The 16,495-nt window shown below is 62.8% G+C and carries 12 protein-coding genes; 11 read left to right on the top strand and 1 reads right to left on the bottom strand.

Features of this window, described 5'->3' with window-relative positions; genetic code table 11:
* The first annotated feature begins 131 nt into the window (after positions 1–131).
* From AWB77_RS20410 to AWB77_RS20385, 6 genes are all read left to right on the top strand, one after another.
* The gene (locus AWB77_RS20410) at positions 132–1,775 is read left to right on the top strand and encodes a transglycosylase SLT domain-containing protein (protein ID WP_061136261.1); all 1,644 of its coding nucleotides are present in this window, start codon (positions 132–134) and stop codon (positions 1,773–1,775) included.
* A 117-nt stretch (positions 1,776–1,892) separates the two neighbouring features.
* Entirely contained in the window at positions 1,893–3,137 is a 1,245-nt protein-coding gene (locus AWB77_RS20405; RefSeq protein ID WP_061136369.1) for an MFS transporter, read from the top strand.
* 344 nt (positions 3,138–3,481) lie between these two features.
* Positions 3,482–4,624, top strand: coding sequence for a glutamine-hydrolyzing carbamoyl-phosphate synthase small subunit (gene carA, locus AWB77_RS20400; RefSeq protein WP_061136368.1), 1,143 nt, complete (start codon positions 3,482–3,484; stop codon positions 4,622–4,624).
* 34 nt (positions 4,625–4,658) lie between these two features.
* Positions 4,659–7,913 (top strand): carbamoyl-phosphate synthase large subunit, encoded by a 3,255-nt coding sequence (gene carB, locus AWB77_RS20395; RefSeq protein ID WP_061136260.1) that lies wholly within the window; start codon positions 4,659–4,661, stop codon positions 7,911–7,913.
* A gap of 115 nt (positions 7,914–8,028) precedes the next feature.
* Complete coding sequence (greA, locus tag AWB77_RS20390; protein WP_061136259.1) at positions 8,029–8,505, top strand: transcription elongation factor GreA; 477 nt, start codon at positions 8,029–8,031, stop codon at positions 8,503–8,505.
* On the top strand, positions 8,505–9,020 hold the full coding sequence (locus AWB77_RS20385) for a DUF4149 domain-containing protein (protein ID WP_061136258.1): 516 nt from the start codon (positions 8,505–8,507) through the stop codon (positions 9,018–9,020). Before greA ends, AWB77_RS20385 begins: the two co-directional genes overlap by 1 nt.
* Positions 9,021–9,077: 57 nt before the next feature.
* On the opposite strand, the gene AWB77_RS20380 is transcribed toward AWB77_RS20385, so the two are convergent.
* The gene (locus AWB77_RS20380; RefSeq protein ID WP_061136257.1) at positions 9,078–9,617 is read right to left on the bottom strand and encodes a YhbY family RNA-binding protein; all 540 of its coding nucleotides are present in this window, start codon (positions 9,615–9,617) and stop codon (positions 9,078–9,080) included.
* Between the two features lie 281 nt (positions 9,618–9,898).
* Here AWB77_RS20380 and AWB77_RS20375 point away from each other — a divergent pair, with 281 nt between their 5' ends.
* The 5 genes from AWB77_RS20375 to pstS all read left to right on the top strand — a co-directional run bounded on the left by AWB77_RS20375 (position 9,899) and on the right by pstS (position 16,380).
* Complete coding sequence (locus AWB77_RS20375; protein ID WP_061136256.1) at positions 9,899–10,561, top strand: RlmE family RNA methyltransferase; 663 nt, start codon at positions 9,899–9,901, stop codon at positions 10,559–10,561.
* Between the two features lie 185 nt (positions 10,562–10,746).
* Entirely contained in the window at positions 10,747–12,633 is a 1,887-nt protein-coding gene (ftsH, locus tag AWB77_RS20370; RefSeq protein WP_061136255.1) for an ATP-dependent zinc metalloprotease FtsH, read from the top strand.
* A gap of 212 nt (positions 12,634–12,845) precedes the next feature.
* A complete protein-coding gene (folP, locus tag AWB77_RS20365; protein WP_157694847.1) occupies positions 12,846–13,646 on the top strand; it encodes a dihydropteroate synthase in 801 nt (266 codons plus the stop codon).
* A gap of 113 nt (positions 13,647–13,759) precedes the next feature.
* A complete protein-coding gene (glmM, locus tag AWB77_RS20360; RefSeq protein WP_061136253.1) occupies positions 13,760–15,121 on the top strand; it encodes a phosphoglucosamine mutase in 1,362 nt (453 codons plus the stop codon).
* Between the two features lie 227 nt (positions 15,122–15,348).
* Positions 15,349–16,380 (top strand): phosphate ABC transporter substrate-binding protein PstS, encoded by a 1,032-nt coding sequence (gene pstS / locus AWB77_RS20355; RefSeq protein WP_061136252.1) that lies wholly within the window; start codon positions 15,349–15,351, stop codon positions 16,378–16,380.
* Positions 16,381–16,495 lie beyond the last annotated feature (115 nt).

The following is a 16,495-nucleotide window of genomic DNA, read 5'->3' as shown; positions in this document are numbered from 1 at the left end:
CGAAACGTTGGAATCGCTGTTAGATGCTGGATTTTGAAGGGGTTTTACGCGCATTCTTATTGACGTCTTAAGTGCTGTTCCGTACTATCGGCTGCAAATTTCCAAGCATATCTTTTGGAAGCAGACGTTCCATGCGACTAACCCTTAGCGCGCTGTCCGTCCTGATGCTCGCCGCGTGCGCGAGCCAGGGACCCACGGCGTCAGATCCTATTTCGGCAACAGCCAACTCCAACGCTTCGCAGCAACAGATCGCCGACACGATTCGCCGTACCGCAGCAGCCAAGGAAACCATCGACGTCGACAAGACGCCCGTCACTTCGCTCGCGGGTTCTTCCGACCTCTGGAACCGTATCCGCAGCGGCTTCCAGATTCCCGATCTGCAAAGCGACCTCGTCGACATGCAGGTCAACTGGTACGCGCAGCGCCCGGATTACGTGGAGCGCATGACCACGCGCTCGCAGAAGTACCTGTATCACATCGTCGAAGAGCTGGAGCAGCGGCATATGCCGACGGAGCTCGCGCTCCTGCCATTCATCGAATCGGCCTACAGCCCGCAGGCGCTGTCGGTCGCGAAGGCAGCCGGCATGTGGCAGTTCATGCCGGGCACCGGGCGCGACTACAACCTCAAGCAGAACATGTGGCAGGACGAGCGCCGCGACGTGCTCGCGTCGACGTCGGCCGCGCTGGATTACCTCTCGCGTCTGCACGACATGTTCGGCGACTGGCACCTCGCGCTCGCCGCATACAACTGGGGTGAAGGCAACGTGCAGCGCGCGATCGCGCGCAACGAGGCGGCGGGCTTGCCGACCGACTACGAAAGCCTGCGCATGCCCAACGAGACGCGCAACTACGTGCCGAAGCTGCAGGCCGTGAAGAACATCGTGGGCAACCCGCAGATGTACGGCCTCACGCTGCCGGACATTCCGAATCACCCGTATTTCGTGACGGTCACGACCGCGCGCGATATCGACGTGACGATGGCCGCGAAGCTCGCCGGCATGAGCGTCGAGGAATTCCGTTCGTTGAATCCGTCGTTCGCGAAGCCGGTCATTCTGGGCGCGACCAACCCGCAGATTCTGCTGCCGTTCGATAACGCCGCTTCGTTCCAGCGCAATCTGTCGTCGTATTCGGGCGCGTTGTCCTCCTGGACCACGTACACCGTGACCGAGCGCTCGCGACCGGCTGCGATCGCCGAGAAAATCGGCGTCGACGCGGACACGCTCATGTCCGTCAACCGCATTCCGGCGGGCATGCGTCTGAAGCCCGGCTCGACGATCGTCGTGCCGCGCACGGATGACGACGACGAAGACATCAGCGCCGATGTCGCCGCAAACGCCATGCTCGCGATCGAGCGCGACGTGCCGGACACGCGCAGACTCGTGATCCGCGTGCGCCGCAAGCAGTCGATCAGCACGCTCGCCGACCGCTACGACGTGTCGCCGGCGCAGATCCGCGTCTGGAACCGCACGCGCGGCGAGCTCGTGATGCCGGGACAGGTCGTCGTGCTGCACGTGCCGTATGGCCGTCCGGTGCCGGCCGACCCGGGTCCGGCGCGCGTGGAAACCGTAGCCGCGTCGAGCCGTTCGTCGGGTGGCGTGTCGAAGATCGGCACGCGCATCGCGGAACCGAAGTCCGCGCGCGGCGGCAAGGCGCACGCGGGTTCGCCGGGGAAAGTGACGAAAGTGTCAGCTCCGGCGGCGTCGCACGCGGCAAAACCCGCCGCTGCGAAGACTGCGAAACCGGCGGCTGCGACGAAGACCAGCAAGAAGAAATAACGCCGCCGTGCTATCGGCAAGGCGCTAAACCACGCCGTCACCAAGGTGACGGCGTTTCCTTTTCTGGCGACACCGCTACACTGTCGATCCAAAGAATCGATGAAGCGCTTGTTTCACATGTCGTCCACCGTCCGTCTCCGCGTTTTCTTACTGTTCGCCGCCGGCTACTTCGTCTCGTACGTGTTCCGCGGCGTCAATCTCGGCTTCGCGCCGCTTATCACGCGCGACCTCGGCTTGTCCGGCGCCGATCTCGGATTGCTCACAGCCCTGTACTTCATCGGCTTTGCCGCCGCCCAGATTCCCGTCGGCGTGTTGCTCGATCACTTCGGGCCGGCGCGCGTGACAGCCGGGCTGCTCGTGTTCGCGGCGGCGGGCATCGGCGTGTTCGGCGTATCGAACGGACTGGCGGGGCTGATGGCGGGGCGCTTGCTGATCGGCGCCGGCGTGTCGGTATGTCTGGCGGCGGCGTTCAAGGCTTCGGCGCAGTTTTTCCCGATATCGCGCCTGCCGCTCGTCAACGGATTCACGATGGCTGTCGGCGGGTTGGGCGGCGTCGTCGTCGGCTCGCCGCTTTCGGCGTTGCTGCAGTTCGCGACGTGGCGTCAGGTGTGTTTCGGGCTCGGCGCGTTCACGCTCGTCGTCGCGGCGGCGATCGCGCTCTTCGCCCCGCGCAAGGCGGATGCGCATCATCAGGCGGACATCGTCACGCAGTTCAAAGGCACGTGGCACATCATGCGCAGCCCCGCGTTCTGGAAAATCGCGTCGTTTCCGGTCGTGACGCAAGGCGTGTTCTTCGCGATGCAGTCGCTATGGATCCGCCCCTTTCTCACCGATGTCATGAATCTCACGCCCGCACATTCGTCCGCGCTCGTCTCGGTGCTCGGCTTCGCGATGATGTTCGGTTCCGTCAGCTTCGGCGCGGCGGCGCGCGGCCTGGAGCGGCGCGGCGTATCGGTGTACGCGTTCTGCGGCGCGGGCATGGTGCTTTTCGTCGTCACGCAACTGTCGATGGTGCTGCGCGTGCCGTTGCCGCCCGCGACGCTGATCGCCGCGTACGGCGTCTTCGGCGGCACGGGCATTCTGAGTTACGCGGTCGCGGCGCGTTATTTCCCGTCGCATATGGCGGGGCGCGTGAACACGACGCTGACGCTCGTCATCTTCCTGCTGATCTTCGGCTTTCAGGTCGGCGTCGGCGCGGTGCTGTCGATATGGCCGGTGCAGGCGGGGCGCTATCCGGCGTCCGCCCACGTCGTCGTCTGGGCGACGCTGATCGCGCTACAAGTCGTAAGCGCGATCTGGTACATGTTGCCGGGCCGCGCGCTGCATGAACGCGAGGCCGAGGCGGAGCGCGCGGCGTCGTGAACGGGGTGTCGGAGGGGTGTCGAGAGGCAAGCGGACCACTCCCAAATTTGGCAGACGTGTCAACTTGACGCTATAATTCGAAGGTTTGAGCATATCAACCCGCACCCTAGCGCCTACCTCCCATTCACCGTCGTTCGCTACGCACGAACTGCGCGCCGCACGCCGCCGATCGCCTGCTTGAAATCTCCGTTGCCACGCGCGAGCGTGCCGGTTCGAGCCGCGATGCGCGCCCCGCGAGCCGCCGCTTTCATTGCGAAGGAAACCCTCGTTCGCTGAACGACGGGAGCCAAGCCTGAATTTCGGGCAGACAGGTCGGTAACAGGGTGTTCCCCAAGGAGCTTCCCGTGTTGCCGTCATTTTCCCCCGCACTACTCGCACTTGCCGACGGCACGGTCTTTCGTGGTCAATCGATCGGCGCGCCCGGTTCGACGATCGGCGAAGTGGTCTTCAACACCGCCATCACCGGTTATCAGGAAATCCTGACCGATCCGAGTTACGCCCGCCAGATCGTCACGCTGACCTATCCGCACATTGGCAACTACGGTGTGAACGCCGAAGACGTCGAAGCCACCAAAGTCCATGCCGCCGGCCTCATCATCCGCGATCTGCCGGTGCTCGCATCCAACTTCCGTTCCGAGCAGACGCTCTCCGATTATCTGAAGGCACAAGGCGTCGTCGCGATTTCGGGCATCGACACGCGCAAGCTCACGCGGATTCTGCGCGAAAAAGGCGCGCAAAACGGCTGCATTCTTGCCGGCAGCGACGACGAAGCGAAGGCGCTCGGCCTCGCGCGATCGTTCCCCGGCCTCGCGGGCATGGACCTGGCAAAAGTCGTGTCGACGGAAAATCGCTACGAATGGACGCAGACCGAATGGCGTCTGGGCAGCGGCTACGGCAAGCAGGAAGCGCCGAAGTTTCGCGTCGTCGCGTTCGACTACGGCGTTAAGTACAACATCCTGCGCATGCTGGCCGAGCGCGGTTGCCACGTCACGGTGCTGCCCGCGCAAGCGACCGCCGCCGACGCGCTCGCGCTCAATCCGGACGGCGTCTTCCTGTCGAACGGCCCCGGCGATCCGGAACCGTGCGATTACGCCATCGCCGCGACGCGCGAATTCATCGAGCGCGGCATTCCGACGTTCGGCATCTGTCTCGGCCATCAGATCATGGGCCTCGCCGTCGGCGCAAAGACGATGAAGATGAAGACCGGCCATCATGGCGCGAATCATCCGGTGAAGGACATGGAAGACGGTCGCGTGGTCATCACGTCGCAGAATCACGGCTTCGCGGTCGATGCCTCGACGCTGCCCGCCAACGCGAAGGTCACGCACGTTTCGCTCTTCGACGGCACGCTGCAAGGCTTCGCGCTTACCGACAAGCCCGCGTTCTGCTTCCAGGGCCATCCGGAAGCGTCGCCCGGCCCGCACGACATCGCCTATCTGTTCGACCGCTTCATCAAGCTGATGGAAGCGCAGAAGGTCGCAGCGTAAGAACGAACAGAACCGAACACCACAGAGCACAGTTATGCCGAAGCGCACAGACATCAAGAGCATCCTCATCATCGGCGCGGGCCCGATCATCATCGGCCAGGCGTGCGAGTTCGATTATTCGGGCGCGCAAGCATGCAAGGCGCTGCGTGAAGAGGGCTACAAGGTCATCCTCGTCAACAGCAATCCGGCGACGATCATGACCGACCCGAACACGGCCGACGTCACGTACATCGAACCGATCTCGTGGGAAGTGGTCGAGCGCATCATCGCGAAGGAGCGACCGGACGCGATCCTGCCGACCATGGGCGGACAGACCGCGCTCAACTGCGCGCTCGATCTGTTCCATCACGGCGTGCTGGAGAAGTACAAGGTCGAGCTGATCGGCGCATCGCCGGAAGCGATCGACAAGGCGGAAGACCGCCAGAAATTCAAGGACGCGATGACGAAGATCGGCCTCGGTTCGGCCAAGTCGGGCATCGCGCATTCGATGGAAGAAGCGCTTGCCGTGCAGGCGCAGATCGCCGAAGCGACAGGCAGCGGCGGTTATCCGACCGTGATCCGTCCGTCGTTCACGCTGGGCGGCTCGGGCGGCGGCATCGCGTACAACAAGGAAGAGTTCGAAGAGATCTGCCGTCGCGGTCTCGATCTTTCTCCGACGCGCGAACTGCTGATCGAAGAATCGCTGCTCGGCTGGAAAGAGTACGAGATGGAAGTCGTCCGCGACCGCGCGGACAATTGCATCATCGTGTGCTCGATCGAGAACCTCGACCCGATGGGCGTGCATACCGGCGACTCGATCACCGTCGCGCCCGCGCAGACGCTGACCGACAAAGAGTATCAAGTGCTGCGTAACGCGTCGCTCGCCGTGCTGCGCGAGATCGGCGTGGACACGGGCGGCTCGAACGTGCAGTTCGCGATCAACCCGAAAGACGGCCGCATGGTCGTCATCGAGATGAATCCGCGTGTGTCGCGCTCATCCGCTTTGGCGTCGAAGGCGACCGGCTTCCCGATCGCCAAGGTTGCCGCGAAGCTCGCATGCGGCTACACGCTCGACGAACTCAAGAACGAGATCACGGGCGGCCAGACGCCCGCATCGTTCGAACCGACGATCGATTACGTCGTGACGAAAGTGCCGCGCTTCGCGTTCGAGAAATTCCGCGAAGCCGATTCGCGCCTGACCACGCAGATGAAGTCCGTCGGCGAAGTCATGGCGATGGGCCGCACGTTCCAGGAATCGTTCCAGAAGGCGCTGCGCGGGCTGGAAGTCGGCGTCGACGGTCTCGATGAAAAAACCACGAGCCGCGACGAAGTCATCCGCGAGATCGGCGAGCCGGGCCCGGACCGCATCTGGTTCCTCGGCGACGCGTTCCGTCTCGGCCTGACGATGGAAGAGATCTTCGAAGAGACGTCGATCGATCCGTGGTTCCTTGCGCAAATCGAGCAGATCATCCTGAAGGAAAAGGCGCTCGAAGGCCGCACGCTCGATAGCCTCACGCGCGACGAACTGCTGTATCTGAAAAAGAGCGGTTTTTCGGACCGCCGTCTTGCGAAGCTGACGGGTTCGAAGCAGGACGACGTGCGCAAGAAGCGTCACGCATTGAAGGTGCGCCCGGTGTACAAGCGCGTCGATACTTGCGCGGCCGAATTCGCGACGAAGACCGCCTACATGTACTCGACGTACGAAGAAGAGTGCGAAGCGCATCCCACGGACAAGAAGAAGATCATGGTGCTGGGCGGCGGGCCGAACCGGATCGGGCAGGGCATCGAGTTCGACTATTGCTGCGTGCATGCCGCGCTCGCGATGCGCGAGGACGGCTATGAAACCATCATGGTCAACTGCAACCCGGAAACCGTATCGACCGACTACGACACGTCCGACCGTCTGTACTTCGAATCGCTGACGCTCGAAGACGTGCTCGAAATCGTCGATCTGGAAAAGCCGGTCGGCGTGATCGTGCAGTACGGCGGTCAGACGCCGCTCAAGCTCGCGCTCGACCTCGAAGCGAATGGCGTGCCGATCATCGGCACGTCGCCGGACATGATCGATGCCGCCGAAGACCGCGAGCGTTTCCAGAAACTGCTCAAGGATCTCGATCTGCGCCAGCCGCCGAACCGCACGGCACGCGCGGAAGACGAAGCGTTGAAGCTCGCCGAAGAGATTGGGTATCCGCTGGTCGTGCGTCCGTCGTACGTGCTCGGTGGCCGCGCGATGGAAATCGTCCACGAGCCGCGCGATCTCGAGCGCTACATGCGCGAGGCCGTGAAGGTGTCGAACGATTCGCCGGTGCTCCTCGACCGCTTCCTGAACGACGCGATCGAATGCGACGTCGACTGCATCTCGGATGGCGACGACGTGTTCATCGGCGGCGTGATGGAGCACATCGAACAGGCGGGCGTGCATTCGGGCGATTCGGCGTGCTCGCTGCCGCCGTATTCATTGTCGAAGGAAACGGTCGACGAACTGAAGCGGCAAACCGCCGCGATGGCGAAGGCGTTGAACGTCATCGGCCTGATGAACGTGCAGTTCGCAATCCAGCAAGTGCCGCAGGACGATGGCTCGAAGAAGGACATCATCTACGTGCTGGAAGTGAATCCGCGCGCATCGCGCACAGTGCCGTATGTGTCGAAGGCGACCGGTCTGCCGCTCGCTAAGATCGCCGCGCGCGCGATGGTCGGTCAGAAGCTGAAGGCGCAGGGCGTCACGAAGGAAGTCATTCCGCCGTATTTCAGCGTGAAGGAAGCGGTGTTCCCGTTCGTCAAGTTCCCGGCGGTCGATCCGGTGCTCGGGCCGGAAATGCGCTCGACCGGCGAAGTGATGGGCGTGGGCCGCACGTTCGGCGAAGCGCTCTTCAAGTCGCAACTGGCGGCGGGTTCGCGTCTGCCGGAATCGGGTACGGTTCTCCTGACCGTGATGGACGCCGACAAGCCGAAGGCCGTCGAGGTCGCGCAGATGCTGCACGAACTCGGCTATCCGATCGTCGCGACCAAGGGGACGGCTGCGGCCATTTCGGCGGCGGGCGTGCCGGTGAAGGTCGTCAACAAGGTGAAGGACGGCCGGCCGCATATCGTCGACATGATCAAGAACGGCGAGATCGCGCTCGTCTTCACGACCGTCGACGAAACGCGCGCCGCGATCGCCGATTCGCGCTCGATCCGCATGAGCGCGCAGGCCAACAAGGTCACGTACTACACGACGATGTCGGGTGCGCGCGCGGCCGTCGAAGGACTGCGCTATCTGCGGGATTTGGAAGTCTATGATTTACAAGGCTTGCATGCTCGCCTAAACTAAGGCTTCGATTACCGGTCTAAGTATCACGAGCCGCGGTTAAGCGGCGTCTCCTGCTTGATGGGAGATGCGCTTAACCGCGGTAATTTTTTTGGACGTTTTTGTTTGTGAGTGGTCTATGAGCACGATTCCTTTGACGAAGCGCGGCGCGGAGTTGCTGCGCGACGAATTGCAACGCCTGAAGGCCGTGGAGCGTCCGGCGGTCATCAACGCGATCGCGGAGGCACGCGCGCAGGGCGACTTGTCGGAGAACGCGGAATACGATGCCGCGAAGGAAAAGCAGGGATTCATCGAGGGCCGCATCGCGGAAATCGAGTCGAAGCTGGCCGCCGCGCAAGTGATCGACCCGACGCAGGTCGAGGCCGAAGGGCGCGTGGTGTTCGGCGCGACCGTCGAGCTGGAAGACCTGGAGTCGGGCGACATGGTGACCTACCAGATCGTCGGCGATGACGAAGCCGACATCGATCACGGTCTCATCTCGGTGAGTTCGCCGATCGCGCGCGCGCTGATCGCGAAATCGGAAGGCGATGTGGCATCGGTGCAAGCGCCAAGCGGCGCGCGCGAATACGAAATCATCTCGGTTCGATACGTCTGATGGAGCACCGGCTCTTTCGCACCGTCAGCATGGTCTGGGTCGGCAGTCTGCTGACCCTCGGCCTCGTCGCCGCGCCCGTGCTCTTTTCGATGCTCGACCCCGCGTCCGCGGGCTCGGTCGCGGCACAACTCTTCCAGATCGAAGCGATCATCGGCGTGATCAGCGCGCTCGTCTTGATCCTGATCGCCAATCGCTTCGTGAAAAGCGGCATCGTCGATTACAAGCGCGTGCGGCCGATCGTCGCGATGATGCTGGTATGCGTGCTGATCGGCTACTTTGCGCTGCAGCCGTTCATGAACTCGCTGCGCGTGGCCGCACAGGAAGCGGGCACCGATCTGGCGAGTTCGCCTTATGCGAGAGAGTTCGGAATCCTGCACGGCATATCGAGCGCGATTTACGTGATCGAATGCCTGCTCGGTCTTGCGCTGGTGTGGCGTCTGCCGGGCGCGGCGCCGACGAAGATCGTGCCGAAAGGTAAATCCGCCAAGGTGGCGGCCAAGCGGGCGCGGAGCTGACAGCGCGGAAGTCATGGACGGCGCGTGCGTTTCATGCGAAATGCACGCGCCGTTTGTTTATTTCACGGTCTGATGCTGGCGTTTCGCACTGGACTGACGCTTCTTCGCGCGCTTCACGTTGCCACCGGCGGTAACCCGTTCATTGCCCAGCACCTTCAGCGTCTGCTTCTTCGGCTTCTTGAATGCGGGCGCGTCGCGCGTGATTTTCACCGCCTTGACGACGCGCGGCGCGCGGCCTTTTGCCGGACGTTCCTCGGCGGCTTCGGCGGCGCTCGGCGGCATCGTGCTGCGGGTACGCGTGGCGCGGCTCTTCGGGGCGGCGCCTTCGGGTCTCCAGATCACGAGCAGCTTGCCGATATGCTGAATGGGGGCGGCGTTCAGGCGATCGCAGATTTCATCGTAGATTTCGACGCGCGCTTCACGTTCGTCACCGAACACGCGGACCTTGATGAGCTGGTGCGCTTCGAGGTGCACGTTGATTTCTTTCAGCACGGCATCGGTCAGACCCTCCGCGCCGACGAGCACGACGGGCTTGAGCGCATGGGCCTGGGAGCGCAGATCGGCGCGTTCGGCGGGGGAGAGTTTAAGAGCTGGCATGAGAAATTTGGTACTCGACTAAAATGTGGGCGGCGTCAGCACGCGTGGCAAGGCGGTTCGAACACGCGCAAGCGCTTGGCTGCGCGGCGAAGACTGCGGCGCATCGATCGCGCCAGCGCCCGCCAGAAACAGAAGAGGCCGGATGCCCGGGTTTCGGAGCGCCAAGAAGCGCCGAGGACCGGTCCGGCCGACAAGACGCGTATTATCCGCTAAAAGCCTCGCGCAATGCAGCAAAATCCGCACCGGGCGCGCTGTCGGCGCGCCACATGAGCTCAGTTTGAATGGCAAAGAACCGTTTTAATCATTCGTGGTTGCATGACCACATCAACGATCCCTACGTGAAGATGGCGCAGCGCGAGGGCTATCGTGCGCGCGCCGCTTACAAGCTCAAGGAGATCGACGAGCAGGACAAGCTCATCAGGCCGGGGCAGGTCATCGTCGATCTCGGTTCGACGCCCGGCAGCTGGAGCCAGTACGCGCGCAACAAGCTCGCGCAGGGCGCGAAGCGCGACGCCGAACGTCAGGGCGGCATCGACGGCACGATCATCGCGCTCGACATCCTGCCGATGGAACCGATCGCGGACGTCACGTTCATTCAGGGCGACTTCCGCGAGGACGAAGTGCTCGCGCAACTCGACGATATCGTCGGCGAGCGTCAGGTGGACCTTGTTATTTCCGACATGGCCCCCAACCTCTCTGGCGTAGCGAGTGCGGATGCCGCGCGCATCGAGCATCTCTGCGATCTGGCGCTGGAGTTTGCACAAAACCACCTGAAACCGGAGGGTGCGCTGCTAGTCAAATGTTTCCACGGCAGCGGGTATAGCCAGATCGTCGAGAAGTTCAAACACCAGTTCAAGGTGGTTGCGCCGCGCAAGCCCAAGGCTTCTCGCGACAAATCGTCGGAGACTTTTATTCTCGGCCGACAGTTAAAGCGCCCGGCCTGAACGGCGCGCTCGAGCGATTCGGCAAAAATCTGCGGGTTTTTCGCGGATTATGCCGAAAAAGGCCTCTCTGCCGCTATTTGTGCGGTAGATAAACCTTATGGCAGGGGTTAGCGGTCTGGATTAGAATGCTTTGGTGGCGTCGCAAGGTTTATGTAGGCGCCCGTCTATGAGTGAGGAGTGGTGCTTTGAACAACAATATGTTCTCTAAAGCGGCAGTGTGGCTCGTGATCGCACTGGTGCTGTTTACGGTGTTCAAGCAGTTCGATAAGCCCCGCGTCCAGGAAGGTGTGTCCTATTCGCAGTTCATGGACGACGCGAAGAACGGCAAGGTCAAGAATGTCACCGTTCAAGGGCGCAATCTGACGGTCACTCCGGCAGACGGCCAGAAGTACCAGATCGTGTCGCCCGGCGACATCTGGATGGTCGGCGATTTGATGAAATACGGCGTTCAGGTCAGCGGCAAGGCTGACGATGAACCGAATGCGCTCGTGTCGGCGCTGTATTACCTCGGGCCGACGATTCTGATCATCGGCTTCTGGTTCTACATGATGCGGCAGATGCAGGGCGGCGGCAAAGGCGGGGCGTTTTCGTTCGGCAAGTCGCGAGCGCGGCTGATCGACGAGAACAACAACGCAATCAATTTCACCGACGTCGCGGGCTGCGACGAAGCCAAGGAAGAAGTGTCGGAACTGGTGGACTTCCTGCGCGATCCGCAAAAATTCCAGAAGCTCGGTGGCCGCATTCCGCGCGGCGTGTTGCTGGTCGGCCCTCCGGGCACCGGTAAGACGCTGCTGGCGCGCGCCATCGCCGGTGAAGCGAAAGTGCCGTTTTTCAGCATCTCGGGTTCGGACTTCGTGGAAATGTTCGTAGGTGTTGGTGCGGCCCGCGTGCGCGACATGTTCGAGCAGGCGAAGAAGCATGCGCCGTGCATCGTGTTTATTGACGAAATCGACGCGGTCGGTCGTCATCGTGGCGCCGGCATGGGCGGCGGCAACGACGAGCGCGAGCAGACGCTCAATCAGATGCTCGTCGAGATGGACGGCTTCGAAGCGAACTCGGGCGTCATCGTGATCGCGGCGACGAACCGTTCGGACGTGCTCGACAAGGCGCTGCTCCGTCCGGGCCGTTTCGACCGCCAGGTGTATGTCGGTCTGCCGGATATTCGCGGTCGCGAGCACATCATGAAGGTGCACTTGCGCAAAGTGCCGATCGCGAACGACGTGGACGCATCGGTCATCGCGCGCGGCACGCCGGGATTCTCGGGCGCCGATCTCGCGAACCTCGTGAACGAAGCGGCACTGTTCGCGGCGCGTCGCGGCAAGCGCATCGTCGAAATGCAGGACTTCGAAGACGCAAAGGACAAGATTTTCATGGGTCCGGAGCGCAAGTCGGCGGTGATGCGGGAAGAAGAGCGTCGCAACACGGCGTACCACGAGTCGGGTCACGCAGTAGTCGCGAAGCTGCTGCCGCATGCCGATCCGGTGCACAAGGTCACCATCATGCCGCGCGGCTGGGCATTGGGCGTCACGTGGCAATTGCCGGAGCATGATCGCGTGAACCTGTATCGGGACAAGATGCTGGAAGAAATCGCGATCCTGTTTGGCGGCCGTGCAGCGGAAGAAGTGTTCCTGAACTCGATGTCGACCGGTGCTTCGAACGACTTCGAGCGCGCAACCAAGATGGCGCGAGACATGGTCACCCGTTACGGCATGTCGGACGTGCTCGGCACGATGGTCTACGTCGATACCGAAGACAACGGCATGTTCGGCAAGATGGGCGCGAAGTCGGTGTCGGAAGCGACGCAGCAGAAGGTCGATGCGGAAATCCGCCGTATCCTCGACGAGCAATACGCCCTCGCGCGCAAGCTGCTGGAAGACAACCGCGACAAGGTCGAAGCCATGACCAAGGCGCTGCTCGAATGGGAAACCATCGACGCGGACCAGATTGGCGACATCATGTCGGATCGTCCGCCGCGTCCGCCGAAGAACCTGCCGCCGCCGTCCGGCGATACGCCTTCGGGTGGCAGCAGCGGCACCGAGGTCAAGCCGGGCAACGCGCCGGCAACCGCCTGAGTGTCTTGAGCTGAATCATGGGCCGGTGTGCACAGCACGCCGGCCCATTTTCACTTTTGGGCCCCGTATTAATGAGACGCTGGGCGCGGCGGCGCACCCGGCTCTGAATCTTCTTTCGTTCGACTCGCTTGACCACTCCCACCTCATCCTTTCTCCCGGCAGCGCCGCTCCAGTGCGGACGTTTCACGCTGTCCTTCGAACGCCCGCTCGTCATGGGCATCCTCAACGTGACGCCGGACTCGTTCTCCGATGGCGGCCGCTTCATCGCGCGCGACGCCGCGCTGGCCCGCGCCGAGCAGATGCTTGCCGACGGCGCCGACATCATCGACATCGGCGGCGAATCGACGCGTCCTGGCGCGCCGCCGGTTCCGCTCGACGAAGAACTGGAACGCGTCGTGCCGATCGTCGATGCGCTGCGCGGCATGCACGTGCCGCTTTCCGTCGATACCTACAAGCCGGACGTGATGCGCGCCGCGCTCGAGGCGGGCGCGGACATGATCAACGACATCTGGGGCTTGCGCCGGGAAGGCGCGCTCGACGCCGTCAAAGGCGGCAATTGTGGACTCTGCGTGATGCACATGCTCGGCGAGCCGCGCACGATGCAACTCCACGATCCCGTGTACGAGAATGTGGTCGCCGACGTTCGCGCTTTTTTCGCGGAGCGCGTCGCGACGCTTACGCGCGCAGGCATCGCGGCCGAGCGCATCAGTCTCGATCCAGGCTACGGCTTCGGCAAGACGGTCGAGCATAATTATTCGTTGCTCGCGCATCTGAAGGCGACGTCGCCGGAAGGCACGAATTTTCCGTTGCTCGCTGGCATGTCGCGCAAGTCGATGCTCGGCGCCGTCACCGGGCGCGGCGCGGGCGAACGGCTGGCCGCGAGCATCGCCGCCGCGGTGTGCGCGGCCGAGCGCGGCGCGGCGATCATCCGCGTGCACGATGTCGCGGAGACCGTCGATGCGCTGAAAGTCTGGCAGGCCACAAAAGATGCGGCCCGGAATGGGCATTATTGACACTGGGCCTCATTCATCGGAATTTAGGCGCGGGCGCACGCCGATAGAACTCATCAACTAAAAATCGCCGACCGAAAAGGGCGCCGTACGGTCGCGAGGAGGGTCAAGCAACAATGTCACGTCAATATTTTGGAACAGACGGCATCCGCGGCCGCGTAGGCGTCGCGCCGATCACGCCGGACTTCGTACTCAAGCTCGGCTACGCAGCCGGCAAGGTGCTCGCGGGCGCCGATCGCGCGCAGCAGAAAAAGGGCAATCGCCCGACCGTGCTGATCGGCAAGGACACGCGCGTTTCGGGCTACATGCTCGAAGCGGCGCTGGAGTCCGGCTTCTCGGCGGCGGGCGTCGACGTGATGCTGGCCGGCCCGATGCCGACGCCGGGCGTCGCGTATCTGACGCGCGCGCTGCGGTTGTCGGCGGGTGTCGTGATCAGCGCGTCGCACAATCCGTACGATGACAACGGCATCAAGTTCTTCTCCGCCGACGGCAACAAGCTGCCCGACGATGTCGAACTCGAAATCGAGCGTCAGTTGGAGCTGCCGATGGAGTGCGCGCCGTCCGAGCGTCTCGGCAAGGCGCGCCGTCTCGACGACGCGGGCGGCCGCTACATCGAGTTCTGCAAGAGCACATTCCCGGCGAGCTTCGACTTGCGCGGTCTCAAGCTCGTCGTCGATTGCGCGCACGGCGCCGCGTACGACGTCGCGCCGCACGTTTTCCACGAACTGGGCGCGGAAGTCGTATCGATCGGCGTGTCGCCGAATGGCTTCAACATCAACGATGGCGTCGGCGCGACCGCACCGGACGCGCTCGTGCGCGCCGTGCTGGAGCACAAGGCCGACATCGGCATCGCGCTCGACGGCGATGCCGATCGCCTGCAGGTCGTCGATTCGACCGGCCGCCTCTACAACGGCGACGAACTGCTGTACGTGCTCGTCAAGGACCGCATCGCGACCGATGGCAAGGTGGAAGGGGCGGTCGGCACGCTGATGACGAACATGGCCGTCGAAGTGGCGCTGAAGGAAGCGGGCGTGAAGTTCGTGCGCGCGGCCGTCGGCGACCGTTACGTGCTCGAAAAGCTGCGAGAGAACGGCTGGCAGCTCGGCGCGGAAGGCTCCGGGCACATTCTGTCGTTGGATCGACATTCGACGGGCGACGGCATCGTTTCGGCGCTTCTCGTGCTCGCGGCGATCCAGCGCAGCGGCAAATCGCTTGCCGATCTGCTGCGCGGCGTGAGCCTTTTCCCGCAGAAGCTGATCAACGTCCGCATGAGCGCGGGCGCGGACTGGAAGGGCAGCGACGCAATTCGCCGCGCCGTCGAGCAAGCCGAGCGTTCCCTCGAATCGCACGGCCGGGTCTTGATTCGCGCGTCGGGAACCGAACCGGTCCTGCGCGTGATGGTGGAAGCGTCCGCACATCAGGACGCGGTTCGCTACGCGGAAACGATTGCGCAGGTCGTAAAAGAGGCGACTTCATAAGCGTTTATCGCGATTTCTTGCATTTTGCTAAAGAGCGGGCATCGGCCCGCTTTTTTATTTGCACGGAACGCTTGACAAACCGGGCGCGCTCAAACTTTCAGCACGTAAGCGCAATGACACGCTGCGTTCACGATAAGTCATATTACTGTCACAGACTCCTCCTATATTTCGCGGTGTCGTCTCACACGCTCACACACGACACACGCTCAATATCCTGGAGATCAAGAATGAAATTGATGCAAACCGCGCTGGCCGGCCTGATGGGTGCAGTGTTCGCCATCTCCGCACAAGCAGCCGACATCACCGGCGCGGGTTCCACCTTCGCAGCGCCGATCTACACCAAGTGGGCGGACGCATACCAGAAAACCGGCGGCGGCAAGGTGAACTACCAAGGCATCGGCTCGTCGGGCGGCATCAAGCAGATCATCGCGAAGACGGTGGATTTCGCGGGCTCGGACGCACCGCTGAAAGATGACGAACTCGCGAAAGACGGCCTTTTCCAGTTCCCGACGGTCGTCGGCGGCGTGGTGCCGGTGATCAACGTGCCGGGCGTGAAGGCCGGCGAAGTGACGCTGTCGGGCCAGGTGCTCGGCGATATCTACCTCGGCAAGATCAAAAAGTGGAACGACCCGGCGATCGCCGCGCTGAACCCGAAGGTCAAGCTGCCGGATACGGACATCGCGGTCGTGCGCCGCGCCGACGGCTCGGGCACGAGCTTCATCTGGACGAACTATCTGTCGAAGGTGAACCCCGAGTGGAAGTCGAAGGTTGGCGAAGGTTCGACCGTCAACTGGCCGACGGGCACGGGCGGCAAGGGCAACGACGGCGTCGCGGCATTCGTGCAGCGTCTGCCGGGCGCGATCGGCTACGTCGAGTGGGCGTACGCGAAGCAGAACAAGATGACTTACGTCGGCATGAAAAACTCGGCTGGCACGGTCGTCGAGCCGAAGACCGACACGTTCAAGGCAGCGGCCGCGGGCGCTGACTGGTCGAAGTCGTTCTATCAGATCCTGACGAACGAGCCGGGCCAGAACGCATGGCCGATCGTCGGCGCGACCTTCGTGCTGCTGCACGCGACGCAAGAGAAGCCGCAACAGGGTACGGAAACGCTCAAGTTCTTCGACTGGGCGTTCAAGAACGGCAACCAGGCTGCGAACGAACTCGACTACATCTCGCTGCCGGATTCGGTCGTCGCCGAAATCAAGACGCAATGGAAGGCGAAGGTCAAGGACGCATCGGGTAAGCCGGTCGCCGAGTAAGGGAAGCAGGCAGTCGTTTGAAACTGTCCTAAGCTTTTGATTCGCGGGACAGCAATGCAGCAAGGAAGCCGCGCGGTGAGCCAGAGTTCGCCGCGCGGTCTGACACGTAGCGAAA

Source organism: Caballeronia fortuita, assembly GCF_001544835.2.
Lineage (GTDB): Bacteria > Pseudomonadota > Gammaproteobacteria > Burkholderiales > Burkholderiaceae > Caballeronia > Caballeronia fortuita.
Note: the sequence above shows the minus strand (reverse complement) of the source record. Positions and strands in the feature narration are given on the sequence as shown.

What these genes read in the sequence shown, in the direction of transcription:
- AWB77_RS20410 (WP_061136261.1), top strand. Translation starts at nt 132, where the DNA reads ATGCGACTAACCCTTAGCGCGCTGTCCGTCCTGATGCTCGCCGCGTGC.
- AWB77_RS20405 (WP_061136369.1), top strand. Translation starts at nt 1,893, where the DNA reads ATGTCGTCCACCGTCCGTCTCCGCGTTTTCTTACTGTTCGCCGCCGGC.
- carB (WP_061136260.1), top strand. Translation starts at nt 4,659, where the DNA reads ATGCCGAAGCGCACAGACATCAAGAGCATCCTCATCATCGGCGCGGGC.
- greA (WP_061136259.1), top strand. Translation starts at nt 8,029, where the DNA reads ATGAGCACGATTCCTTTGACGAAGCGCGGCGCGGAGTTGCTGCGCGAC.
- AWB77_RS20385 (WP_061136258.1), top strand. Translation starts at nt 8,505, where the DNA reads ATGGAGCACCGGCTCTTTCGCACCGTCAGCATGGTCTGGGTCGGCAGT.
- AWB77_RS20380 (WP_061136257.1), bottom strand. Translation starts at nt 9,617, where the DNA reads ATGCCAGCTCTTAAACTCTCCCCCGCCGAACGCGCCGATCTGCGCTCC.
- AWB77_RS20375 (WP_061136256.1), top strand. Translation starts at nt 9,899, where the DNA reads ATGGCAAAGAACCGTTTTAATCATTCGTGGTTGCATGACCACATCAAC.
- folP (WP_157694847.1), top strand. Translation starts at nt 12,846, where the DNA reads ATGGGCATCCTCAACGTGACGCCGGACTCGTTCTCCGATGGCGGCCGC.
- glmM (WP_061136253.1), top strand. Translation starts at nt 13,760, where the DNA reads ATGTCACGTCAATATTTTGGAACAGACGGCATCCGCGGCCGCGTAGGC.
- pstS (WP_061136252.1), top strand. Translation starts at nt 15,349, where the DNA reads ATGAAATTGATGCAAACCGCGCTGGCCGGCCTGATGGGTGCAGTGTTC.